We start from the raw sequence: 23,471 nt of genomic DNA, 5'->3' as shown, positions 1-23,471 counted from the left end.
GCAGTTCTTTCCTAAGAGAATTCTAAAATTTTAAAGGAAAAAAAAGGCCTCGAGAATGAGGCCTCTTAAGATTATTTATTTACTCTTTCTACGTAATCACCTGTACGGGTATCGATCTTTAGAATCTCACCTTCTTTAATAAATAGTGGTACGTTTACTTGAAGACCAGTCTCCATAATCGCCTTTTTTAGTCCACCTTGTGCAGTGTCACCTTTTAGGCCAGGATCTGTTTCTTTTACTTCTAGTTCTACAAAGTTTGGAAGCTCAATCGAGATTGGTTTACCATTATAGTAAAGTACAAATAGCTTAATCCCTTCTTGAAGGTAGTTAGCAGCGTCACCAACATAATCAGTCGCTACATGAATAGTTTCATAGTTTGACTGATCCATGAAGTTGAATCCATCTGGGTCATTGTACATATACTCTACTTCTCTCTCAAGTAGATCTGGTTTCATAACACCAGTTGCAACTCCAGACTTATATGTTCTTTCAAGCATTGCACCTGTTTCTAAATTTTTCATTTTTAGTTTATAGAAAGCTGATCCTTTACCTGGGTTAGTGAAATCACACTTAATAACTAGGTATGGTTTACCATCAACTTCAACTTTTAAACCTTTTCTGAAATCTGTTGTTTGAATTTCCATGAGATCTTCCTTTTAATCATTTAATCAATAAGCGACATTACTGCGAGATAATAAACTTTTTTTCCTAAACCTTCTATCACACCAGTTGAGGATTGGGCAGTAATTTTTGTCTTTCTGAAGTCCTCACGACGATTTGTATTTGACAAATGAACCTCAATAACGGGTATTTTCAACATACTTAGAGCATCTAAAAGTGCGATACTTGTGTGAGAAAACGCCCCAGGGTTAATAACTAAACCATTGAAATCACTGTCAAAAGTATCATGAATGATGCTAATTAGCTCTTCTTCACTATTAGACTGCTGCCATTTCATATCAGCTTGCAATCCATGTTTCTCTATCATTTCCTCAGTGTATTTCTCGATATCTGCAAGGCTATCTTTCCCGTAAATCTCAGGTTCACGTTTACCTAACATGTTAAGATTCGGTCCATTTATTACAAGGATTTTTTTCATTTTAATGTGATCTCATTTGCTCGAGCATGAATCTTTGCAAGAAATAACTCATATGCCATTTTCAATTTCTCAGAATTATCATCCTCAACTTCCACTATTTTTGAAGCTTTCTGATCAAACAAACTCATTAGATCGTCATGACCAGTACTGGATGTAAGTTGAGCTTTAATTTCAATTATTCTATCTGCAACTCTCGTATCTTCGGGATTAAGCTCAAGAGCTTTCTCTAAAATTTCAAGGGCCTTATCTTTGGCACCTTGCTTTAAATAAAGATCAACAAGGGTATGACTAAAGAATGGTGACTCATCTGCTTTACGTGACTCATCTTCATCCTCGTCGTCTTTCTCGCCTTCCTCTACAGAAACATTGGACTCCTCAACAAGACTTAACTGAGTCCATTCATCAAGACCATCACTCTCGAGAGAGTCAACTTCAAATTGAACAACATCTTTTTTAATAACCGTCGTATTCAAGTCTTCGTATTTCGTAACAAATTCCGTGGCGTGTGTATCTCGAGGATTAAAAAAAAGAATTGTTTTATAATATTTTAAAGCGTTTTCAACATCTCCGACATTTTCAGCACAGATAGCAATGTTTTTCAAAAACTTGATATTGTCCCCACTCGATCGAACGAGTGGCTGTAAAACAGAATACGCCTTTTTGAAGTCTCCCATATCTATCAGACACGAGGAATAGCCGATTATTCCTAAATTATACTCTGGATTAAATTTTAAACCAGCTTCGTAGGCTGCAATGGCCTTATCAATCAACCCTAGTTTTCTGTAGATTTCACCCAAAGGAGCAAAGACCCGAGATTGCGGGTCTTGCTTTAATGTTGAAATATATTTTTCAATTAGGTTTGAGTAATCTGACATAATTTACATTGCGTTTACTAGTCCAGCTTTCTCCTGATTTATAATTCTAGGAGTGATAAATATCACAAGCTCTTGTTTACTAGTCGATGGGTTATATGGTGTTCTAAATAACCAACCAATTAATGGAATATCTTTTAAGAAAGGTACTCCTGAATGATTTTCTCTTTGAGAATAATTATATAGTCCCCCAAGAACAATTGTCGAGCCGTTATCAACAAGAACACTCGTGTTTATCTTTCTTGTTGTAATATCAGGTGGAGCTCCTACCTGCGGAGGTGTCCCAAACTGCTCTTTTGAAAGCTCAATTTGTAAGTCAATTGATCCATCATTTGTTACAAGTGGAGTAACTGTAAGATCAAGGGTAGCACTGATTGGCTCGAATGAAGAAATCGCACTGTCTCCGGTTCCTTCAGTCTTAACATATGAAGTTTGTTCCTTTGAAATTAACTGTGCTTTAACATTATGTTTAGTTACAACACGAGGAGATGCAACAACCTTCCCTTTCGATTCTGACTCTAAAAGTTGTAATTTAAAATCGAGGTTAAATAATCTTCCAAAACGTCCGATTGTTAACTCCATGGCATTCGTCGCTGCAGTTGGAGCAGTTGAAAAACTAAAGCCTGGTCCCCCATCCTCAGTTGTCCCTGGAGTATTTCCTACAATTGCAGGTGTTCCAGACTTTTGCCCAACAGGATCATACCCAAAACCGACCCCTTGCTTTAAACCGATCTCTCTTGCATAACTTTCAAAAACTTCAACGATTTTTGATTCAATTAAAACCTGTGGTGTTTGTGTATCTAGAAATTCAAGAACCTTAGACATCTTTTCAATATTTGATTGTGTATCTTTCACAATTACAGAGTTAGTTCTTTCATCTATTGAAAGAGTTCCTCTATCTTTAGTTAAGTAGTCCTTGAAAATATTTTCAACATCTTTTGCTTTTGAATAACTTATTGGGAAAATTTTTGTTACTAACACTTCTGCCTTAACTTTAACTGTTTGAGCAGCTTCTTTAGCGAGTCTCTCTTCTGTCGCCTTAGCTAATGTTTTAATCGTTAAAATTGATCCATTCTTTTCGGCAACTAAATCATTTAACTTCAAAACGGTATCGAGTACTTGATCCCAAGGAATCTTTACAAGGTTTAGTGACGCCTTCGGTAAGGCCGTAACATCTTCTGATTGGATAATATTAAAACCAGAAGCATCAGCAATCATATCGAGAATACTTGAAACTGGCAGATTCTTTACATTTAATGTGATTTTCTTTCCAATATATTTCTTTCTTCCTGATAAAGTTAAGTTCTCTAAAATATCTTCAAGACTTTCAGACTTTGGAACATTTACTCTTACGGCCTTTTCCTCTTGAATTGTTTTAGCCGATAAGTTTTCACCTTGCTTTAATTCTCTTTGCGCGAAAACTCCAAATCTATTTTCAATTTGTAGTACTGCTCGCTTTCCATTTATTGCAATCTTAGATCTAACATTATCTCTTAATTGAATTACTACTCTGATTGTATCGTTTTCATCTGGCTTTTTATAAGCAGAAACAAAAACAACACTTCCTGAAAACTCAGAAGTATCAAAAGCTCTTAGAACTCTTTGAGATGCTTCAACACCTGTGATATCAACAATAATTTGCTTATCATCAGTTACATGAAATTTACGAACATTGACGTTCTCTTGATCGAAAACAAAGTCAAGATAGCTCACTTCATCTTTTTGTTGAAAGTTAATAGCGACTATATTTGTAGCGAATGTAGAAAATGAAATCACACCCAAGAATACAAATAAAATAATTCCTTTAATCATAATTTACTCTTCCATAAGTAAAATTGTTACTAAGAATATATTAACACACTTTTTAATTTCGCAAAGTTATATATAACAGAGGCATTTACTCTGATACTGGAATAATTGTTTCCAAGTATTCTTCTTCATCGTAAACATTAAGAATTTTTTCAACCAGAACAATTCCCCCAGGAAGAATAGCTTTGACTTCGATCGCGTCTGGCCCAAGTTTCATTCCTTCTTTAATAATAAATGGTTCCTGTGATTGAGCATCAGCTGTTGAATCAACTCCGAGAGCTCTTCTCTCCTGACCTAAAAACACACCAGTTATTTTAATATTTTCAATCGGAATATTCTGAGGATTAATTCTATTTGAAAAATATGTTTTTAGCTCCTTACGCTTTTGGTCTTTATTCGTGGAGCGATAAACATTTCTTTTAAATGGGTCTCTGTAATTTTGAAGTCTTGATTTAATTACAGGACTAATTGCTAAAGTATTCAGAGATAAAATTAAAATCAGAGAAAATTTCATTATGACTTCCCTCTCTTCTTTCTAGCTGGAGCAGCCTTCTTCTTGGCTTCTTCTTCAAATCTCTTTTCAATTTCCTCAATACCACGATTCTCGCGATATGATGGATTGTATCTATAACTTTCAATAATCGCAGTTATTTTGATAATCTCGTAACGCCCCTTACTCTGTGTAGCGTTTCTTTCTATCTTGATATTTTTCACGTTTAAGATTCTTTCTGAATCGGAGAGCCCTTCTAAGAGTAGTAAGAATTGGAGGTATGTTCCAGTTGCTTCAATTTCATAATTTTTCGCGAAATAAAAACCTTTATCGGCCTCTTCGGCGGGATTCACTCTAATATCTCTAATCTTCAGCCTATCAGCAATATTTCTCACTTTCCCTACTGTTTCAGAGTCAGACAGTTCTTGTGGTAGCTTTGCTTGTAGCTTTTCAACCTGAAGTGCAACTTCTTCAACTTCGGCTTTCTTAATTTCAATATTTTTTAGAAAATCTTCAATTTTCTTTTTGTCTCTTTTACTTTTATTCAGTTGTGCCTGAACTGCAGAAATTTGCCCATTGAAGCTTTCTTTTTCGGTTTCAACTTCTTCATAGCGTTGATATAAGCCCCAAACGCTAAGAAAAATAATAATTAAATATGCTTTATTAATAATTTTAATCATTATTCTAACACACCAAATGAAGTTACTTTCCCTTCAAGAGAATAACTTTGAACACGATACTCTGATGAGTTAATTGTGATTTCTTTTGTAACCGAATTTCTAATAAGAATTGATCCACCAAAGAACTCTAACTCATTTGCTTTTGTAATAAACTCACCGACACTACGATAAGAGATGGCTCCACCTTCGATCTTAACTTCATTTTTCGAGTTGATCTCAAATGAATCAAACCACATGTCTTCAGGAATAATTTTTGTTATTGCTGAGACGATGTTTTTTGGGTTTGTTCTCATATCAATAATTGTCTTTACTTGTTTTTCTCTGTCTTTAAGTTTTTCAATCTGCTTTCCAAACTCAGTAAGCATATCTGCGAGGCTCTTGTTTTTATTTAAAAATGTTTTAATTTTCTTTGTTTCTGCATTCAAAGATTCTAGCTGCATCTTTAAGTCTGTTACATCTTCCCCAATTGCTGGTCTCACATACGCATCGACAATGATTGTTAAGATATATGCGATGACAATCGGCTTAATATTAACTTCATTAAGATCGACACCTAAAACAACGGGGAGCTTAAAGGGTTTCTTTTTCTCGAGGAGGTTAATTTCAATCATTACTTCACCTGCCTCATACCGAGCCCAATAGCAATACAACCAGTATATGCAATATCGCTCAACTCTTCTTCTGTAAAACTCTTATCAACTTCTAGAACCCTAAATGGATTTAATATACTTACATCAATACCAAGACTCTCTGTTATTCCCTCAAGAATACCTGGTAACTGAACAGATCCCCCGGTAACATAACACCCAATTAGTGAGTCATCAGAAGTCGAACTCACATAAAACTCGATTACCTTTTTAATTTCACTAATAAATTTTGTTGAAAGATCACTAATAATTGTACTTATTTCCTCAGGGAGATTACCGTTTTCATCAACAGTCGTCTTCAAATCTTCAGCTTCTTGATAGTTAACACCAAGCTGCCTCTGTATTTCCTCAGTGATCATCACGCCACCAATTTGAATTTCTTTGATAAACATTGGCATGCCGTCTTTATAGATAATACAAATTGTCTTCTGCGCCCCAAGGTCTAAAATTAACCATGATGAATTTTCATTACTTTGAATCTCATCAGCCATTGTAAATTCAAAAATATTACTCAAAGCAATCGCAGAGAGGTCGACAATTTTTACTTTTGCCCCAACCTCTTCCACTAAGCTTTTATATGTTAATAGTAAATCCTGTCTCGCTGCACCAACAACAACATCAACACCACCACCGGCATTTTCACCAATAATGAATTGATCAATATTACTTTCATCTACTGGGAATGGAAGATACTGCTCCGCTTCCCAAAGAACCTGGTCTTCAATTTCTTCTTCAGTTCCACCAGGAAGTTGAATCTTTCTAACAACAGAGTTCGGTCCAAATAAACCAAGGCAAACCTGCTTATTTTTTCCATCAATTTCATCAAGACAATCAGCAAGCGTACTCTTTAGCTCATCTTCTTTTTGAATTTCATCTTCGATTAAAGTTGCCTCTGGTAAGAGCTTTGAAACATAACGCGTCAATTTATAACCGTTACTTGTTGGAACGACATTAGCTATCTTGACCTGACTTAGGCCAATATCAAGTCCTAAAACTTGGGTATTCTTCACCCCAACTAATCCTTTGATTAGTTCGATAATTTCATCACCCTTTATTGAATTAATACCCAATATTCTCTTCCTTGAACTTGATGCTTCTCATTATAGTATAACTTGCATCCTCTCCTTCTTTCAAGAAGTTAATGCAAATTTAGAAAATTAATGAGACGAACGACTTGAAAAATTCAGGAAAGTAAATCTGAGCGATGGCGACGATAATAATAAATGGGCCAAACGGAACAGCTGTTTTCCGATCAATTATTTTAAAGGCCATCAACGGCAACCCAATAACAGAACCCAGAATACAACTAAAGAGAATGTTGTGGATAATTCCGATAGGTCCAAGAAATAAACCTAGAACACCAAAAAGTTTTATATCTCCTCCCCCAAGTCCTACTTGATTTCTTAAGATATAAAATAAATATGTAACACCAAGAGGGAATAAAAAACCAATAAGACCACCGACTAACCAGTGCATATAGTGATATTTCGTTACCGCCAAAACAAAGAAGCAGATACCTAGGTAAATATTTATCCCATCAGGTAGAATCTTATGTTTAAGATCAATAAAGAAATGTACAAGCAATGCACAAAAAATTGAAAAATATAGTAAGGAAGACGCAGCATGTGAGTAATTTAATACTTTTGGAAAAAGTAAGAACGCTACAAATCCAGTTATCATTTCAACAAGTGGATAACGAAAGCTTATCGAAGTCTTACAATTTCTACATTTACCGAGAAGAAATATATAACTAATAACAGGAAGATTTTCATACCACTTAATTTGATAATTACATTTAGGACATCTAGACCTATCAATTACAAAATTTTCTTTTAAAGGTATTCTATGAATTAGAACATTTAAAAATGAGCCAACCAGAAGTCCAAAGATTGTTGTAAATGTTTTATAAAAAGTGACTTCCATTAATTCAATTCCTTCTTATTAAAAATCAGTATACTTAGAATAATTAAAAATAAGATATAAAAGAGTGCATATCCAGCCCCATTTATAAGTACAGAACTTTCGAGTAAACCACTTAGCACAATTTCATTCTTTATATTGAGCTTATCTAAATTAGGAATAAAATAAGTGGATGTATTTAAAAGAGTCTCAAGTTCAGGGCGACTTTTGACAAACCCCATTTTCAAAGCAGAGGGTATTGCATGACCAAGAATAAAAACAGCCAGAGTATTAATTACGCTAATAACTCTATTTGTTATCAGAGAGAAATTTAAGACAACAAGCAATAATATTATTGCCTCAAGAAGAGAGAATAATACGGCCCAAAATATTGCTAGATTGATCTCTCCTCCGACTCCAAGAAAACACAAGAGAGAGACTGCAGAAATTATCAATGAATTTAACAAAAGAAAGAATGACGTTCCTAAAATTTTCCCCAGAATAAATGATTGTCTTGTAACAGGACGAGACAATGTTATATAAGCAGTGCGATTTTCAATCTCACTTGATAGCAGAGATGCTCCAACAAAGATAGCGATAAAGCTTGTCGCTAGTGCAGATAGAGACAGGCCAAAATCAAGCGCTACTTTACTAACATTTCCGTAAGAAAACTCTGAGGTAACATAAGTAAGAGTAAGAACTCCTAAGGATACCCATAGAACATTAATCATTAACTTACTTCTTAAAGTGTCTCGAAATGAATATTTTGCAATTAATAAAATTTTATTCACTTTGCATCTCTCAATTTATAAATCACTTCTTCAAGTGTCTTTCTTTCTCTAACCAGAGATATAATTTCTCCTCCGAGAGCATCAACATCTTTAATAAAACTTTTTTTGCTCTCAGCTTCGATAACATATCTCACCCCCTCAGCATTTCGCTGTTGGACTTTAGCCTTATATTTTTCTTCAATCTTTTCATTCTCTTCGAGAGTAATAAGAATATGATCTTCACTATTGTCAGAGATTATTTTTTTTATTTCTCCACTGAAGATAAGCTCACCCTTCTCAAGAACAACAACATGTTTACAAACTTCTTCAACATCAGAAACAATATGAGAACTGAAGAAAACGGTTACTCCCTTTTTATTTAACTCAACAAGAATATCTTTAAAGTCTTTTCTCCCAATTGGGTCAAGGCCAGAAAGAGGTTCATCCAAAATAATTAATAATGGATCATGGAGTAGCGCAGATGAAAATCCAAGCCTCTGCAACATTCCTTTGGAATAGGATGATATTTTTCTATCTAAGGCATAGTCAATTTTTAAAACTTTGGTCCATTTCTCTATTTGAACTTTAAGTTCCTTATCTTTAAGGTTATTAAGTTGACCACAATACTCAAGAAATTCCCTTCCATTAAGATTTCCGTAATAATATGGGCGTTCAGGCATGTAACCAATTTTCTCGAAAGGATTTTTCCTCTTACCAAGATTCTCATGAAAAATAATTTCACCATCACTTGCTGTAATGAAACCTAGAACAATTTTTAGAAGTGTTGTCTTACCAGCTCCATTGGCTCCTAAAAAACCAACGATATCACCTTTCTCAACTTTAAAAGATACATCCTTTAAGGCAACAAAATCACTCTTCCAAAAATCTGGCTTAAATTTTTTTGAAATATTTCTAACTTCAAACACTCTTTCCACCTTCACACATTAAAGCTATAATTAATTATATGATAAAACTAAAATACAATTCAGGCCAAATCATTTTATTAGCACTCTTGCTACTGTCCTTCTTATGTTTTAATAGTCTTAATCATACACCAAGTAACACTGTCATTAAAACAGATAAACCTTTAACTTTAAATCCTAACATTGCAAGAATTATTTCCCTAGGTGCTCCGAAACTAGTTTCATCATATTTATGGATGTTGACTATGTTACAGTCAGACATTGATCATACAAAAGAAGATAGAAGCTGGATGTTCTATCGCTTTAAAGCAATTTCGAGTCTCGACCCTTATTTCTTTGAAAATTATCTCTACGGTGGTTTATATCTATCAATCATTAAAAACGACTTAAGGGGGGCTGAAGATATTTATAATGAAGGTTTAAAATTTTATCCTTCATCTCTTGATTTACTTTGGAATGCAGGATTCAATCTTTGCTTCGAGTTAAAAGAGTGCCCAAAAGCCATTCCTTATTTCACAAAACTGATCAATCTTGATACCGACATGCGATTTAAAATTGCTTCAAGTATTCTCTCTAAAATTCACATAAAAGAGGAAAACAAGAAACTTGGCTTCATGATTCTCTATACGTCATACCAGAAAATGCCTGATGGTCAGTTAAAAGAAAGAGTTGAAAAAAATTTATATGAACTAAAAAAAGAAATTGATTACGAATGTTTTAAAGGAAATGAAACGTCTTGTGAGGATTTTGATTTTTTCGGTAAGAGGTATAATTTTTCAAAGTAAAAAAGGGCCCTTTCGAGCCCTCTTATTAGTTTTGATTAATCGATACCTGCGTTATTCGTAGATAAAGCCTTATTCTCATCAATACTCCATGCATTGATCACACCTGTACTTCCAATTTTCCCCGCCATTGAAGCAGTAAAGTCAGTTGGAGTTGCTCCAGTTGCAAATGCAGTGTTAGCATCAGCAAAAACAGCTGGTGTTGAAGAACCTGTAGTTTTTCTTGCATTGAAAGTATAAGCTGCAGTACAACCTGTTCCACCATTTGCAACAACAGTAGCATTACCGTCAGTGTCACTTCCAATACCACCTGCATAATAGTTAGCAGCAGCTGGTGCTACGTAACCAGCAAAACCAAGACATGATCCAAACGAATCATAATCTGCAAGTAACGCAGTTTCTGCAGTATACATCGACGATAGTTGTAACTTAGCTTCTGAAGTTTTAGACTTTGCCTGATACTTCTTAAAATTTGGAATTGCTACCGCTGACAAAATACCAATGATGGCAACAACGACCATAAGCTCAACGAGCGTAAAGCCGGACTCATTTCTCAACTTATTCATAAAAATCTCCTTTCTCACAAAGTGAATTAAGATCACTTTGGGTAAAAAACTATTTCCATTTAAAGTATGAAAAAGGATTAAGACCTTTTAAATATTCAAGTGGAAAAACATGCTTATATAGTAAAACATTTCTTAACTTTCACAAAGCTCCCCCTAATTTCAACAAGATAAGGAAGTTTTTACCGTAATTGTGCCATCTAAAATTGGCAAAATTAATTTAACCTGCACTCATGAACATCGGCAGGTAAATAGCGACAAGAACGACAGCAATTGTTCCACCGAGGCCGACAAGGATTAAAGGTTCAATTAACTTTGTCGCAGACTCAACGGCCATATTAACTTCGTCTTCAAAAACGACAGCAATCTTGTCAAGCATCTGGTCAATTGACCCTGTCTGCTCACCAACTTTAATCATCTGTGCAACCATTTCGGGAAAATAATCAATTTTCTGAAGTGGTTCTGTTAAAGTTTTCCCTTCAATAACTGATTTTTTAACTGCGGCAATATCACGAGAAATAACACCATTATCTATCGTCTCAATACAAATTTCTAATGCATCTATTAATGAAACCCCTGCAGAAAGTAGTGTCCCAAGAGTTCTCGTGAATGAACTTAAATTTCCTTTAATTACAACAACACCAAACCCAGGGATCTTCATGGCAAATTTATCATAAATAATTTTTCCTGCTGGTGTTTTTATCCAACTCGAGATCAATACAAGGACAATAATGACAATAGGTACAGCATATGCAGAGTAGTTTACACAAAGATCACTGACATCCATTACAAATTGTGTAATACCAGGGATATCTTTCCCCGTATCTTTTAACATTCCTACAAATTGAGGAACAACGAAAGTTACAAGGCCCCACACGACCCCAATACCAATCATTGTTACAATAAAAGGATAGGTCATAGCTGACTTAATCTGTGACTTTGTTTTTTCTTGTTTCTCTAAGTGAATTGAAAGCTTATTCAAGATGACATCTAGAATCCCTCCGATTTCACCAGCTTTTACAAGATTGCAGTATAGTTTATCAAAACCTTTTTGTTTGGTCATACTCTCGGCGAGAGTTTTTCCTTCCTGAACATCTTTTGCAATTCTTTGAATTGCGTTTTTAAGAGCAGCATTTTTCTCTGTTTTATAAATAATTTCTAGTCCCTGTAAAATTGGAACACCCGCATTAATCATAATCGCAAGCTGCTTAGTAAAGTTTGAAAGCTCTTTTGTTCCAAAAGCACTAGCGAAGCCTTGTTCAACCATCCATTGACCAAGATCAAATTCTAAAATTGATGGCGGAGTAATTTTTTTCGGACGATTACCTTGGCCCCTAAGAAGTCTTCGTACTTCTTTTTCAGTAGTTGCTTCAATTTGACCAGATGCTCTCTTGCCGTTTTTATCTAATCCTTCCCATTTCCAAAGTCCCATCTAACTCGACCTACCTTTCTTTTAATCCAAGTTGCGGTGCAAGTTCCTCAGGGTTTGTTGAATATGACATAGCTGTTTCAGCATCGATCAGACCCGCATCAAAGTGTCTTTTAATACTTTGATTCATTGTAACCATTCCAGTCTTATCTTGTCCTACTTGCATCTGAGAATATATCTGATGAATTTTATCTTCACGAATTAAGTTTTTGATCGCAGGATTTGTTCTTAAAATCTCCATTCCAAGTACACGCCCTGGACTAAAAGATTTTGGAAGGAGCTGTTGCGAAACAACTCCTTGTAGAACAAACGATAGTAGTGTTCTAATCTGGTCCTGTTGCTCTGAAGGGAAAACGTTAACCATTCTATTAATTGTCTGAACACATGAGTTTGTGTGAAGGGTTCCAAAAACTAAGTGGCCAGTTTCAGCAATAGTAAGTGCCGCTTCAATCGTTTCGGCGTCCCTCATCTCACCAACGAGAACAATATCGGGATCCTGACGTAAAAGACCTTTAAGTGCATTTTTGAAAGATAGTGAATCCCTCCCAATCTCTCTTTGGTTCATAATACAAGTCTTATGAGGATGAACGAATTCGATTGGATCCTCTAAAGTAATGATATGCCCAGCTTCGATTTCATTTAATCTATCAATCAGCGCTGCCAGAGTTGTCGACTTACCAGAACCAGTTGGTCCAGTTACTAGAATAAGTCCATTTGACACATCTGTCATATCCATTAAAACCTTTGGTAGGTTTAGTGATTTAAAATCCGGTACAATACTAGGAATCTGTCTAAAAACAGCTGCAACACCACCTTTTGAGTAAAAAACATTTCCTCTAAAGCGCGCAAGACCTTTAATACCAAAAGAGAAGTCGAGGTCTAGAGTTTTTTCAAATTCATTTTTTTGTTCTTCAGACAAAACTTGATAGACAAGTTCCTTAGAAGTTTGTGGTGTTAGCGCAGGTACCTTGACTCTTATGACCTCGCCATTAACACGCATAGCTGGTGAAGTCCCAGGAGAGATATGTAAATCTGATCCCCCATTATCAACCATCAACTTAAACAATTGTTGAATCTTTATGTTTTCACCAACCTCTAACTTTTTCGTAGCTGTTGGTTCTGACTGTAGTTTTGTTGATTTAGTATCAGCACTCATCTTTTACCCCTTAAAACTTATCAGAACTAGAGTTACTCACTGCCTCTTCAAGAGATGTTTCTCCTAAAGCTACTTTCGTAAGTGCACTCATTCTTAAAGTTTTCATCCCTTCTTTAATGGCCTGTCTCTTGATGTCATCACTAGATCCATGCTTTAAAATAATTTCTTTTATAGCTGGACTAACATCTAAAACTTCGTAAATCGCAACACGGCCTTTATAACCAGTGTTGTTACAGTGCTCACAACCAGCACCACGATATATTTTTATTTTTTCCGCTGATGCAGGAGCAATCCCACAAGCTATTATCTCTTCTTTTGAGATTTTTGTATCCTCTATCTTACATTGAGTACAAATTTTCCTACATAGTCTTTGTGCAACAACAACATTTAACGATCCTGTTACAAGAAAAGGCTCAATTCCCATATTTAAAAGACGTGTAATTGTCGATGGTGCATCGTTAGTATGGAGTGTACTTAAAACCATGTGACCAGTTAGAGCAGCTTCAACAGCAATCTCTCCTACTTCAAAGTCTCGAATCTCCCCAACCATGATGATATCGGGATCCTGACGAAGAAAAGCTTTAAGTGCAGCCGGAAAAGTCAAACCAACTTCTTTTTTAATATTTACCTGATTGATCCCTTCGAGGTTAAACTCACATGGATCTTCCGCTGTAGAAATATTTACATCATCTGTATTAAGTTCAGCTAGTGCCGAATAAAGTGTTGTTGTTTTCCCAGATCCCGTAGGACCTGTCACCAAGCACATCCCATATGGTTGATGAATACCATTTTGAAAAACTTTAATTTGTTTTGGCTCAAATCCTAGTTTAGTCATATCTAGCTGTAGATTGGACTGGTCAAGAAGTCTTAGTACAACCTTTTCACCAAATAGTGTTGGGAGTGTCGACACACGATAATCAATCGGCTTTCCTGCAACAGAAAGCTTAATCCTACCATCTTGTGGTTTTCTTCTTTCAGAAATATCTAGCTGTGCAAGAATTTTAAGACGTGAAACAATAGGAGCAATTAATGATTTTGGAGGCTGTGCAACCTCAATAAGTGTACCATCAATTCTAAATCTAACTCTAAAATTGTGTTCATATGGTTCAATATGAATATCACTACATTTTCTAAGAAAAGCATCAGCAAGAATTCTATTTACGAAACGAATAACATCATCACCGATATCTTCTTCAACAAGATTTTCATTCACTCCTGAATCAGCTTTTACCTCTTTAACTGTTTCAAGAACTTCATCAATTGAGACTTCAATTTTTTCAAACAATCTTTTCCAAGCTCTTAGTGACGTTAAAATAAAATCGACTGGGTGCTGAAACAAGGATTGGAGCTCGGCTTGACGTGCAATAAGCGAAGGATCAAAAATCGCTAAGCTTACTGATTTCCCTGTTTTTTGAATTGGAATGGCTCTGTATTTTAAAATGTCAGTACGTCTAACAAGCTTGAGGATACGATCAGGTACACTGGCCTTCATTAAATCAATATATGGTACACTATAATTTCCAGCGACCTGTTTTGCAAATTTTACATCATCAAAGAAAGAAAATTCTAATAAGCCTAATTCAGAGATGGAGTCTTTATCCTTATCCATTAACAACGGACGAAGATCCTTTAACGGAACCATCCCTGTTTTACTGATAACATCTGCGAATTCTTTTCGAAACACAATAATCCCTTATCTCAAATTTTACCTATCTACAGCTACTTATCGGCATGATTCAAATAAGTTTAATAATTGGGGGTGAAATTTATTTATTATCTAATTTCCAAAATTGTGTTGCATACTTTGCTTGAAGAAATAGTAGATCAATACCGTCAACATAATTACATTTATCTTTTAAGAAACTATTATTCTCAATATGTGAGTAGTTATAGTCCCAAAAAATTGAATCTGGAGGCAAATCTGCCGTGAATGAAAACTGGCGAGCACAAGAATTGATGACAAGAAGATTTTTACAAAAGATAGAATTATAGTCAATCAGGTTTAAGTCTCCATCTTTCTTTCTGTTTAAAAATATCGCTTTTAGATTAAGTTTATCAAGAACTAACTTTGTAACACGTGACATTGCTCCGTCACCAAGAACTATAATATTTCTCCCTCTCAATTGATCATCTTGTAAAATCTCAAGAACTGCAAGGTAATCAGTATTTGTGCCTAAATATCGTCCATCACGATATGCGATACAATTAATTGCCCCCAGAGATGAAATATCGTTCTCTACCTCGACTTGACTTAGAAAATGATCTTTATAAGGAGCAGTAATACTAACTCCCATAAATTTATCAAGGAGTTCCTTAATCGATGGAATATCCTTAGATGATTTATAATCCAGAAGTGCATAATCAATTTTCTCTTTGAAAATTTTTTCATACATTAATTGAGATTTTGAGTGTGAGATATTCCTACCAATAAGGGCCAACTTTTTCATGACTCTAAGTATTCTTTAGCTTCAGCTATATCTGATCTAATTTGCGAAATTAACTCATTAACGGAGTTAAATTTTTTCTCGTCTCTAATACGCTTTTTAAAATTAACTTTTAAGACGTCTCCATAGATATCATTATCGAAGTCAAAAATATGGGTTTCGATATTAATTGCTTCCCCTTGATCAAATGTCGGATTAATACCAATATTTGTAATAGAATTCCAAGTTTGTTTTCCAATATTAACAGTGGAAATGTAAACTCCAACTTTCGGAGTAATTCTCACATCATCAAATTGTAAATTAGCTGTGGGTATACCAATTGTTTTCCCTCTCCCAGCACCTTTCACAACTCTTCCACTTAGAAAGAAGTCTCTTCCAAGAAGTTCATTTGCGTACTCGACATTTCCTTCTAGAATACTTTCTCTCACGCGACTCGATGATACATTACACTTTTCGACATCAAACCTTGGCAATAACTCAATTTCTAATCCGTGACTTTTCGAATATGTATCAATGAATTTGTAGTCTCCTGACTTATTAGCACCAAATGCAAAATCATGTCCGACGTAAAATTTCTTTATTTTCTTTGAACTCAAAATGAATTTATCCATAAAGTCGGATGGCGACATTGTGGATATATCACGATTAAAATCAACCTCAACGAGAAAATCTACTTTTATATTTTCAAGTAATTCACATCTTTCTTTATATGTGTTAATAAGGTAATTTTTTCGAGGTGAAAGAATTTGAACCGGATGTGGAACAAATGTCATAACACATAACTTGAGATCATTATTAGCACAGTACTTTTTTATCTCACTAAGAACACGTTGATGCCCTCGATGGACGCCATCAAAGTTACCAATCGTTAAAACAAACTCTTCATTTATTTCACTTAGTGAATCATACTTTTTCATCTAGTTGTGCCTTAGCGTACTCAACAAAGTACTTTCTATTGAAATTCAATTTTATACTTTTTCCTTTATATTCATTTTTCTCAGCATTATCAATGAGTTCAAGTAGATATTTTTTAGCCTCAGGGCTGATATTCTTACTATCAACAAGATCTCTCAACCCACCAGTTCCTTCTCCATGTAGAGTCAGAAACTCATGTATATTCTTATAAGATAGCTTTTTAGAGATCTTAATATTATCGGCCTTATAGCTTAAGAGATGACTAATGTTTGTCATTGAGAATAAAACCAATAAAATCAATGAAGAAATTGTAATATTAATCCACTTATAATTGAACAACTTCGCCTTTTCGACACTAAATAGAGGTGCAACTATCTCCACATCAGTTTTTTCTGCAGATGATTGCTGTTCTTGCTCATTTTCTATATTGTTTACATTTGAAATTGTTGGCGTACTTACTCCAGAGCCAAAAACTTGTAGTGCCGGAATTTTAATTTCCTCTTCTACGTATGCTCTTTTATCAGGATCAAACACACTTAACTTCAAAGATCTCTCTGTAAGATTTACGGACTTCTTACCAAGATAAGTATAATCGATTACTTTTTTAGATGATAATTCGCCAAGCTCAACGATCTCTGTTTTTGGATCAAATTCTTCAAAACTTTCATCTTGAATCAATTTCGGTGGATCAAACTTTTCTAGTGCGCCATCACCGGTAACTTCAAGCCTCGCTTCAATAACATCATTCACCAAAATCCTTTCTTTAGTTACTTTCAAATTAAATTGATGTTTTCCAACAAGGCCTGTAAAATTCTTAGGTACATTTTCAGCTGGAAGGGGCTCAACATCAATCTTTAGTGTTTTAGAACGAAGTGTTTTTGATTTGTATCTTCCTCCCCCCATCATAAGTGCCATACCAAAGACATCACGTCGTGTCCTAGTTAGTTCAGGATATTGAAAAGTAACTTCTATCGGATCAACTTTAAGCTCCCCAGACTCCTCTGGAAAAACTTTTGCCTTATACAAGAGTACTCTCTTATATATTTCGCCCTGTAAGCTAATTCTTTCAACTCCACCTTTTGGAAGTTCAAATCTTTTGATAAATTTAGGGAGCGTTGGAAATTTTCTAATCTCTGGCTGAGTAATCTCATTTTTAAAATATAAATAGTAATTGAGATTTATCCCTTCATTTTTAAACACTTTGTCCTTTGACACTTCTGCGCGAACAATAAAGTCTCCGAGGTCTTTTGCTTCAGTAAGAACTTTCAGCGACTGACTACGAACCTTCGTAATTTCTCCACCTGTATCGACTTTAATATCTCTAATGTGGACATACCCTGCTTTTACAGGTTGAAATTCATATATCAATTGATAAATCTTTTTCTGTACAGCTTTTCCAGCGGCAAAGAAAACTCTACTCTCAACCCTACTATTAGAATTTGTATTATCTCCAACAAGCTCTGCGTTAACGGGCTCAAAGCTTACAAATGGCTCGACATCACCACTATATTCAAATTTTAAAATCATTTGAAACTTATCACCAAGAACAACCTCTTTCCCCGTCATCTGAACATCAACATCCAGTGAAAACACAGATATAGAAAATAGTAGTATCATCAAATATTTAAGTACTTTCATTACCAATCCTTAGCCTCTCTCGAGTTTTGATTTGTCTTTGAATTTATAAACTTCTTTTGAAGATTTCCATCATCATTCATAATTTGTTTCAAAACACCTTTCACACTTTCTTTTTTCTTTTTTAACTCAGCGTCTTTTTGAACCTGTTCCCAGGAGTCTGGCTTTTTCTTTTTTTCTGACTCTTTGTCATCTTTGCCATCCTTACCGTCTTTATCTTGCTTCTCTTTTTCTTTATCTTTCTCTTCTTCTTTTTCTTTATTTTCTTCTCTATCTTTTGGCTTATTATTTTTATCATCACCATCATCTTTCTGATCTTGGCTTTGATTGTTTCCTGAGTTCTGACCTTTGCTGTTTTTATTTTGCTTATCTTTCTTATTATCTTTCTTTTTATCTTTGCCTTGATCTTTTTGATCTTTCTTGTCTTTGCTATCTTGAGATTGATTAGAATCATTCTTCTGACTTTGCATTGCTAATTGAATATTCTTACGAACAATCTCCCTCATCTCATCTGGTATTTCACGCTCTTTATCAAGATACTTATATAGCTCGATACCATCAGAAAACTTTTTTTCTTTCAGTAATGATGTTCCAAAATTAAAAACATCTTCAACTTTTTCCTCATCAAGATCCTTCATCGCTCCACGATAGAGGCTATTTGCTTTGGTATTGTCATCTATTGAACTGAAAAGCTCGGCTAGCTCTAACTTTTCATTTTTGGATATTGCACCTTCTTTGAACTTATCCAGCAAAGTGCTCATTTTCTGTTGAACCTCTGGTGGTATTTCCCTTCCATCATCATCCTGCGCCTTAACATTTGCCCCGCTAAGTACTATAAAAATAATACATGCGGTAGAGAATGTTTTAAATCGAGAGAAAATCACATATAAACAATAGAGCGCAACAAACGTAATTATAATTGGAATTCCCATTACTGGTCGCTGTCTCATACTACCTTTAGTAAAGGACTCCTCATGGATTTTGGCAAAAAAAGCCAAGACTTCATTTGTAGGCATGCTATAAGACTGTGCATACCAGACTTTAATATGCTCGCCTGTTTTAGCAAGATTTTCAAAGAAAGTTTTTGATATTTTAGATATTACTTCAATGTTATTGTTCTTCTTATATCTAATAAATTGACCACTATCTCTTCTCAATGGAATCTTTCCACCATTCTCACTTCCTATCCCTATAACGGCGAGTGATATTTCAGACGGTATATTAAGATCAATTGATTCATGTTCCTCGCCATCAGTTATCAGTAAAATATTACCCTTCACATAACCACTCTTAGATTGGAAATATTGGATGGCTTCACGCAGTGCAAATTTTATATTTGACCCGCCTTCAGGTTGAGCATCATTCACAGTTTGTAGTCGCGCCTCCAGAATTTCTATATCATCAGTGAACGGAACAATCTGTTTAAATATATCTGAAAATACGCCCAGAGAGACCTGATGCCCATACGAATTTCTAATAAAATGTCTCGCTAAAAGAACAGCCTTTTTAATCCTATTCGGTCTAATATCCTCAACTAACATACTTGCGGAAGTATCAATTAAAACGAGTGTTTTTTGCGTAGGTATATTACCTTCTATTATTTCCTCTTTTCCCCTTAGGTCACCCAAACCAATAGCAAGAATACAAAATGCAATAATATATAATACAATCGATAACTTTTTACTTAATGTAGGCTTAAAAAACCAATAGTCTTTTACTCGAGCAAAGAAGCCTCGATACAGTCTAGTTCTATAGAATAAATATATTCCAATAAGTAATCCAGACCCGATGAGAAACCAAAATCTTTCAAAACCCATTAGTAAACCTCACGCTTCAAAAATACTCTAGTACTTTCACTTACAATGAGAAGAAATGTACCAAGAATTAGGAAGTACCAATATAGTTCTTCATAGATAACTCTTCCAGATATCTCAATCTTCTTTCTTTCTAACTTGTTAATCTCTTGAAGTACATTGTCGAGTGCTTCTGAGTTACTAGCGATAAAGCTTTTCCCCCCAGAAATTTGTGCAATTTTCTCAAGCGTTTCAAAGTCCATACTTCCGCCTGGAATATTTTGATATTGCTGATTACCAAATATATCTCGTCCGGTTGGTAATTTTGCATCTTTATCACCACCAATACCAATCGTGTAAACTTTGATATTTTTTTCTTTGGCTTTTTCTGCTGCCTGAACAGGAGACAAAAGACCAACATTACTTGCACCATCTGTTAAAAGCACAATTGTCTTATTCTCCGCGATTGAAGTTACTGATCTCGCAACGGCCAGCCCTAAAGCATCACCAATATTAGTTCCATTACCTAGAAATCCAATTCTAATTTGATCTACAGATTGTTTTACTAGTTCTAGATCAACTGTCGCAGGAATCAGGGTGAATACTTTATCTGCGAACATCACAATACCGATACGATCGACAGGGGAAAGATCGATAAAGTTCCTAATCCTATCCTTTGCAGCCTCTAACCTATTAGGAGGGAAATCACCAGCGAGCATCGATCTTGATACGTCTACAACAAAGTAAATGTCATTTAATTCTTTTTCCGCCTCAGCATGACCAAGTGGTTTTCTTGGCTGTCCCATACTAATCGAGATCAATCCCCATGCGATTATTCCAGTTACAAATGAAAGGATTGTCAAAAATGAGACAGCTTTTTTCTTAGCAAAGAAAACCGCAGGCAGCTTGAGCTCAGCAGTTTTAAAAATTTTAAAAAAATCTAAAAGCCAAAACAGTAGTCCGATACCACCAATAAATATTAGCTTAGGGTTTGCGAGATCATACCCGAAAATCATTGTAAGCTCTCTTTTATTTCATCTAGAACAAATCGAATATCCTCTAATTCGTCCTCATTCCATTCTTTCTTATATTGATGTGTATTAATTCTCTTGAACAATTCTAATAAACTGGGATTCTCACCACCAAAAAATTTTACAACCTCATCTTTATTTGCATAAATATATTCAACTTCATCGCGAGATTCTGCAGCTAAAACAATCTTCTTCCAGTCTTGATTATTTTCATGAACTTTATTACCTCTTCTAAATCTTATGTAAAATCCAACTAGCAAGATCAATAGAAGGCCCAGCCCTAACATGATGAATAGACTATTATGAGTAGCCGATGCTCTTTCTACACTTAAAGTTATGAATTCTTGTATTTTTTGATTATCCGCAACTGTTTTTATAGAACTTGTATCAATAGGTATATTTAGGGCCAGATAGCTCCAAATCAATAGCTTTCTCTCAGAAAAGGCCTTTTTCAAAGTTGCGTCTGCATGAATTTCCAACGCTTCAGGATTATTCTTAGAAAACACAACCTTTTTAACTTTACCTATAAAAAAGTACTCACAAAAATCTTTATTCTCGATAGCATTTTTGACATCTTCTATATTTGCATCCGCAAGCGGCCACACCAAGAGCTCTACTTCCTTTATATCTCCTTCAAGCCAACTAGTTTCACCTTCTTTAATACTCAAACGCCCATTTATATCGAGCGCAAAACTATTCAAACAAAATATCAAGACAAGAAGATATCGCATCACTATAACATCTCCTTAATAAAGTCTTCCAAATATCTTTTTTCCAAAAAAAGATTCTTAACTTGAAACCCGACCTCTTCTGGTAAAAGCTCCTTTGAGGCTGTCGATATATTTAATGTAGATGCTTTATGGTTTTGTAAATTTTCAACTTTTACATTGTAGTTGAAATTATTTGCATAATCCAAAGGAGTCAAAAGTCTAAATGCATGAACATGCTTTCTTGCCATTAATTTTTTCAAGTCTCTACCTTGAAGGAAACTATAAAAATCTGTTAATAAGACGAGCTCTCTACGACGATAAAACTCTTTTAGAAGATCATTGGTAACAACTGAAGAGATATCTGCTTTCGAATTATATGAAAGATTAATCTTTCCATCAGAGTTAATTACATCCTCCTGCCTTAATGCATTTGTCAAAGCAACAATACCTGCTTCCCCCTGCTTTCGGGGAACGCGAATTAACTTATCACCAGTACAGATTATAACCTCTACATAGTCACTAGTTGATGCGCATAAAAGATATAGTAGCGAAACAATTTCCAGAGAGGCTTCGAGCTTAGACTTGCCTTTATAGCCCATTAACATACTTGATGTGCAATCTATAACGATAGAAATAATAACATTACGCTCTTCTTCAAATGTTTTAATGTATGGACTGCTCGTTTTCGCAAGCATTTTCCAATCAATAAATCTCACATCATCACCATGAGAATAGACTTGATGCTCTTTAAATTTTAATCCAGTCCCACGAAAATGTGATTTAAGCATACCAATAGAGTACGAGTTTGCATTTTTAAACAAACTCGTTTTAATTTGAGATACAATATTTTGTATTTCTTTGGTATTCATCATTAGACTAAATTTCTCGCAATTTTAAGAGCTACATCTCGAGCATTAATATTATCAATGCTCGCCTCATAAGTCAGAATCATTCTGTGTCCTAATACACCTGGTATTACTTTCATAATATCATCAGGTGAAACATAATCTCGCTGAGCAAGATATGCCATAAAGCGTCCTAATTTCTGCAACCAGATTGTGGCCCTTGGAGAAGCTCCTGCTTGAATTAGTCCTTCATACTCTGGACTAAAATATTCGTCGCCTGGCCTTGTCCCTCTTACAATTCGAACAATTAAATTTTTAATTTTTTCATCCACATAGATATTTTCAACTTCATCTCTAATTTCTAAAATATCATCTGTTGTCATAAGCGCTTCATGATTCAATTTCTTTTTATCATCAAGGTTTAAAATATTTTTCTCTGCTTCAAAGTCTGGATATTCAACTGCAACCTTCATCATAAATCTATCCAACTGCGCCTCTGGTAATGGATATGTACCTTCTTGTTCAATTGGGTTTTGTGTTGCAAGAACAACAAATGGGCTTGATAACTTATGAGTATTATCGCCAATTGTTACTTGCTTTTCGGCCATTGCCTCTAAAAGAGCTGACTGTACTTTAGCTGGAGAACGATTAATTTCATCAGCAAGTAGTAATTGTGTAAAGATCGGTCCAAATTTTGTTGTAAATTGTTCATTCTTTTGACTATATACCATCGTTCCAATTAGGTCAGATGGAAGTAAATCTGGAGTAAACTGAACCCTTTTAAAAGCAAGATCACATAGCTTACTCATTGTCGCCACACTCAGTGTTTTCCCTAAACCAGGCATCCCCTCAATGAGCAGATGTCCCTCACATACAAGTGCTGCAATAATTGAATCAAGTAAATCATCCTGACCGTATATTACTTGTTTTGCACTAGTTAATACTTCATTCAATTTTTCGCGTAAATTATTTTCCATTC

24 protein-coding genes are annotated in these 23,471 nt (G+C 34.9%); 1 reads left to right on the top strand and 23 read right to left on the bottom strand.

The features are described 5' to 3' along the window. Positions 1–71: 71 nt before the first annotated feature. The 11 genes from efp to M900_RS16230 form a co-directional block, all read right to left on the bottom strand. Entirely contained in the window at positions 72–644 is a 573-nt protein-coding gene (gene efp / locus M900_RS16280) for an elongation factor P (protein ID WP_021276013.1), read from the bottom strand. 20 nt (positions 645–664) lie between these two features. Next, positions 665–1,099, bottom strand: a complete 435-nt coding sequence (aroQ, locus tag M900_RS16275) for a type II 3-dehydroquinate dehydratase (RefSeq protein WP_034733119.1) — start codon at positions 1,097–1,099, stop codon at positions 665–667. After that, on the bottom strand, positions 1,096–1,974 hold the full coding sequence (locus M900_RS16270; RefSeq protein WP_021275823.1) for a lipopolysaccharide assembly protein LapB: 879 nt from the start codon (positions 1,972–1,974) through the stop codon (positions 1,096–1,098). The genes aroQ and M900_RS16270 overlap by 4 nt, the downstream gene beginning before the upstream one ends. 3 nt (positions 1,975–1,977) lie before the next feature. Beyond that, positions 1,978–3,783 (bottom strand): type IV pilus secretin PilQ, encoded by a 1,806-nt coding sequence (pilQ, locus tag M900_RS16265; RefSeq protein WP_021276052.1) that lies wholly within the window; start codon positions 3,781–3,783, stop codon positions 1,978–1,980. 85 nt (positions 3,784–3,868) lie between these two features. After that, complete coding sequence (locus tag M900_RS16260) at positions 3,869–4,294, bottom strand: hypothetical protein (RefSeq protein ID WP_021275995.1); 426 nt, start codon at positions 4,292–4,294, stop codon at positions 3,869–3,871. Next, complete coding sequence (gene pilO / locus M900_RS16255) at positions 4,294–4,950, bottom strand: type 4a pilus biogenesis protein PilO (protein ID WP_021275769.1); 657 nt, start codon at positions 4,948–4,950, stop codon at positions 4,294–4,296. The genes M900_RS16260 and pilO overlap by 1 nt, the downstream gene beginning before the upstream one ends. Beyond that, positions 4,950–5,561, bottom strand: coding sequence for a PilN domain-containing protein (locus tag M900_RS16250; protein WP_021275824.1), 612 nt, complete (start codon positions 5,559–5,561; stop codon positions 4,950–4,952). The genes pilO and M900_RS16250 overlap by 1 nt, the downstream gene beginning before the upstream one ends. After that, a complete protein-coding gene (gene pilM, locus M900_RS16245; RefSeq protein WP_021276011.1) occupies positions 5,561–6,667 on the bottom strand; it encodes a type IV pilus assembly protein PilM in 1,107 nt (368 codons plus the stop codon). The genes M900_RS16250 and pilM overlap by 1 nt, the downstream gene beginning before the upstream one ends. 79 nt (positions 6,668–6,746) lie before the next feature. Then, entirely contained in the window at positions 6,747–7,520 is a 774-nt protein-coding gene (locus M900_RS16240; RefSeq protein ID WP_021275970.1) for an A24 family peptidase, read from the bottom strand. Then, positions 7,520–8,287: an ABC transporter permease gene (locus tag M900_RS16235; protein WP_034733115.1), complete on the bottom strand. Its 768-nt coding sequence runs from the start codon at positions 8,285–8,287 to the stop codon at positions 7,520–7,522. Before M900_RS16235 ends, M900_RS16240 begins: the two co-directional genes overlap by 1 nt. After that, the gene (locus tag M900_RS16230) at positions 8,284–9,192 is read right to left on the bottom strand and encodes an ABC transporter ATP-binding protein (RefSeq protein ID WP_021275872.1); all 909 of its coding nucleotides are present in this window, start codon (positions 9,190–9,192) and stop codon (positions 8,284–8,286) included. Before M900_RS16230 ends, M900_RS16235 begins: the two co-directional genes overlap by 4 nt. Before the next feature lie 38 nt (positions 9,193–9,230). Here M900_RS16230 and M900_RS16225 point away from each other — a divergent pair, with 38 nt between their 5' ends. Then, positions 9,231–9,974, top strand: a complete 744-nt coding sequence (locus M900_RS16225; RefSeq protein ID WP_198296039.1) for a hypothetical protein — start codon at positions 9,231–9,233, stop codon at positions 9,972–9,974. Positions 9,975–10,009: 35 nt separating this feature from the next. Here the strand turns inward: M900_RS16225 and M900_RS17470 are convergent, their stop codons facing one another. The 12 genes from M900_RS17470 to M900_RS16165 form a co-directional block, all read right to left on the bottom strand. Then, positions 10,010–10,537, bottom strand: a complete 528-nt coding sequence (locus tag M900_RS17470; protein WP_021275991.1) for a type IV pilin protein — start codon at positions 10,535–10,537, stop codon at positions 10,010–10,012. Positions 10,538–10,754: 217 nt separating this feature from the next. Next, positions 10,755–11,966 carry a type II secretion system F family protein gene (locus M900_RS16215; protein ID WP_021275861.1) on the bottom strand — a complete coding sequence of 404 codons (1,212 nt, stop codon included), beginning with the start codon at positions 11,964–11,966 and terminating at the stop codon, positions 10,755–10,757. A 10-nt stretch (positions 11,967–11,976) separates the two neighbouring features. After that, positions 11,977–13,119, bottom strand: a complete 1,143-nt coding sequence (locus M900_RS16210; RefSeq protein WP_021275731.1) for a type IV pilus twitching motility protein PilT — start codon at positions 13,117–13,119, stop codon at positions 11,977–11,979. Positions 13,120–13,129: 10 nt separating this feature from the next. After that, positions 13,130–14,803, bottom strand: coding sequence for a type IV-A pilus assembly ATPase PilB (gene pilB / locus M900_RS16205; RefSeq protein ID WP_021276054.1), 1,674 nt, complete (start codon positions 14,801–14,803; stop codon positions 13,130–13,132). A gap of 82 nt (positions 14,804–14,885) precedes the next feature. Continuing rightward, the gene (locus M900_RS16200) at positions 14,886–15,566 is read right to left on the bottom strand and encodes a shikimate dehydrogenase substrate-binding domain protein (RefSeq protein ID WP_021275988.1); all 681 of its coding nucleotides are present in this window, start codon (positions 15,564–15,566) and stop codon (positions 14,886–14,888) included. Further along, entirely contained in the window at positions 15,563–16,480 is a 918-nt protein-coding gene (locus tag M900_RS16195) for a bifunctional riboflavin kinase/FAD synthetase (RefSeq protein ID WP_021276043.1), read from the bottom strand. The genes M900_RS16200 and M900_RS16195 overlap by 4 nt, the downstream gene beginning before the upstream one ends. Continuing rightward, complete coding sequence (locus tag M900_RS16190) at positions 16,467–18,116, bottom strand: BatD family protein (protein ID WP_021276008.1); 1,650 nt, start codon at positions 18,114–18,116, stop codon at positions 16,467–16,469. The genes M900_RS16195 and M900_RS16190 overlap by 14 nt, the downstream gene beginning before the upstream one ends. Further along, complete coding sequence (locus M900_RS16185) at positions 18,116–19,930, bottom strand: VWA domain-containing protein (RefSeq protein WP_021275687.1); 1,815 nt, start codon at positions 19,928–19,930, stop codon at positions 18,116–18,118. The genes M900_RS16190 and M900_RS16185 overlap by 1 nt, the downstream gene beginning before the upstream one ends. Next, complete coding sequence (locus M900_RS16180) at positions 19,930–20,922, bottom strand: VWA domain-containing protein (RefSeq protein ID WP_021276030.1); 993 nt, start codon at positions 20,920–20,922, stop codon at positions 19,930–19,932. The genes M900_RS16185 and M900_RS16180 overlap by 1 nt, the downstream gene beginning before the upstream one ends. Next, positions 20,919–21,605: a hypothetical protein gene (locus tag M900_RS16175; protein ID WP_198296038.1), complete on the bottom strand. Its 687-nt coding sequence runs from the start codon at positions 21,603–21,605 to the stop codon at positions 20,919–20,921. Before M900_RS16175 ends, M900_RS16180 begins: the two co-directional genes overlap by 4 nt. A 65-nt stretch (positions 21,606–21,670) precedes the next feature. Then, the gene (locus tag M900_RS16170; RefSeq protein WP_021275921.1) at positions 21,671–22,519 is read right to left on the bottom strand and encodes a DUF58 domain-containing protein; all 849 of its coding nucleotides are present in this window, start codon (positions 22,517–22,519) and stop codon (positions 21,671–21,673) included. Then, entirely contained in the window at positions 22,519–23,469 is a 951-nt protein-coding gene (locus M900_RS16165) for a MoxR family ATPase (RefSeq protein ID WP_021275839.1), read from the bottom strand. Before M900_RS16165 ends, M900_RS16170 begins: the two co-directional genes overlap by 1 nt. Between the last annotated feature and the right edge of the window lie 2 nt (positions 23,470–23,471).

The organism is Bacteriovorax sp. Seq25_V (genome assembly GCF_000447795.1).
In the GTDB taxonomy this organism is placed as follows: Bacteria; Bdellovibrionota; Bacteriovoracia; order Bacteriovoracales; family Bacteriovoracaceae; genus Halobacteriovorax_A.
This window is presented reverse-complemented; position numbering and strand designations above follow the sequence as displayed.

What these genes read in the sequence shown, in the direction of transcription:
- efp (WP_021276013.1), bottom strand. Translation starts at nt 644, where the DNA reads ATGGAAATTCAAACAACAGATTTCAGAAAAGGTTTAAAAGTTGAAGTT.
- aroQ (WP_034733119.1), bottom strand. Translation starts at nt 1,099, where the DNA reads ATGAAAAAAATCCTTGTAATAAATGGACCGAATCTTAACATGTTAGGT.
- M900_RS16270 (WP_021275823.1), bottom strand. Translation starts at nt 1,974, where the DNA reads ATGTCAGATTACTCAAACCTAATTGAAAAATATATTTCAACATTAAAG.
- pilQ (WP_021276052.1), bottom strand. Translation starts at nt 3,783, where the DNA reads ATGATTAAAGGAATTATTTTATTTGTATTCTTGGGTGTGATTTCATTT.
- M900_RS16260 (WP_021275995.1), bottom strand. Translation starts at nt 4,294, where the DNA reads ATGAAATTTTCTCTGATTTTAATTTTATCTCTGAATACTTTAGCAATT.
- pilO (WP_021275769.1), bottom strand. Translation starts at nt 4,950, where the DNA reads ATGATTAAAATTATTAATAAAGCATATTTAATTATTATTTTTCTTAGC.
- M900_RS16250 (WP_021275824.1), bottom strand. Translation starts at nt 5,561, where the DNA reads ATGATTGAAATTAACCTCCTCGAGAAAAAGAAACCCTTTAAGCTCCCC.
- M900_RS16240 (WP_021275970.1), bottom strand. Translation starts at nt 7,520, where the DNA reads ATGGAAGTCACTTTTTATAAAACATTTACAACAATCTTTGGACTTCTG.
- M900_RS16225 (WP_198296039.1), top strand. Translation starts at nt 9,231, where the DNA reads ATGATAAAACTAAAATACAATTCAGGCCAAATCATTTTATTAGCACTC.
- M900_RS17470 (WP_021275991.1), bottom strand. Translation starts at nt 10,537, where the DNA reads ATGAATAAGTTGAGAAATGAGTCCGGCTTTACGCTCGTTGAGCTTATG.
- M900_RS16215 (WP_021275861.1), bottom strand. Translation starts at nt 11,966, where the DNA reads ATGGGACTTTGGAAATGGGAAGGATTAGATAAAAACGGCAAGAGAGCA.
- M900_RS16210 (WP_021275731.1), bottom strand. Translation starts at nt 13,119, where the DNA reads ATGAGTGCTGATACTAAATCAACAAAACTACAGTCAGAACCAACAGCT.
- M900_RS16200 (WP_021275988.1), bottom strand. Translation starts at nt 15,566, where the DNA reads ATGAAAAAGTTGGCCCTTATTGGTAGGAATATCTCACACTCAAAATCT.
- M900_RS16195 (WP_021276043.1), bottom strand. Translation starts at nt 16,480, where the DNA reads ATGAAAAAGTATGATTCACTAAGTGAAATAAATGAAGAGTTTGTTTTA.
- M900_RS16190 (WP_021276008.1), bottom strand. Translation starts at nt 18,116, where the DNA reads ATGAAAGTACTTAAATATTTGATGATACTACTATTTTCTATATCTGTG.
- M900_RS16185 (WP_021275687.1), bottom strand. Translation starts at nt 19,930, where the DNA reads ATGGGTTTTGAAAGATTTTGGTTTCTCATCGGGTCTGGATTACTTATT.
- M900_RS16180 (WP_021276030.1), bottom strand. Translation starts at nt 20,922, where the DNA reads ATGATTTTCGGGTATGATCTCGCAAACCCTAAGCTAATATTTATTGGT.
- M900_RS16170 (WP_021275921.1), bottom strand. Translation starts at nt 22,519, where the DNA reads ATGATGAATACCAAAGAAATACAAAATATTGTATCTCAAATTAAAACG.
- M900_RS16165 (WP_021275839.1), bottom strand. Translation starts at nt 23,469, where the DNA reads ATGGAAAATAATTTACGCGAAAAATTGAATGAAGTATTAACTAGTGCA.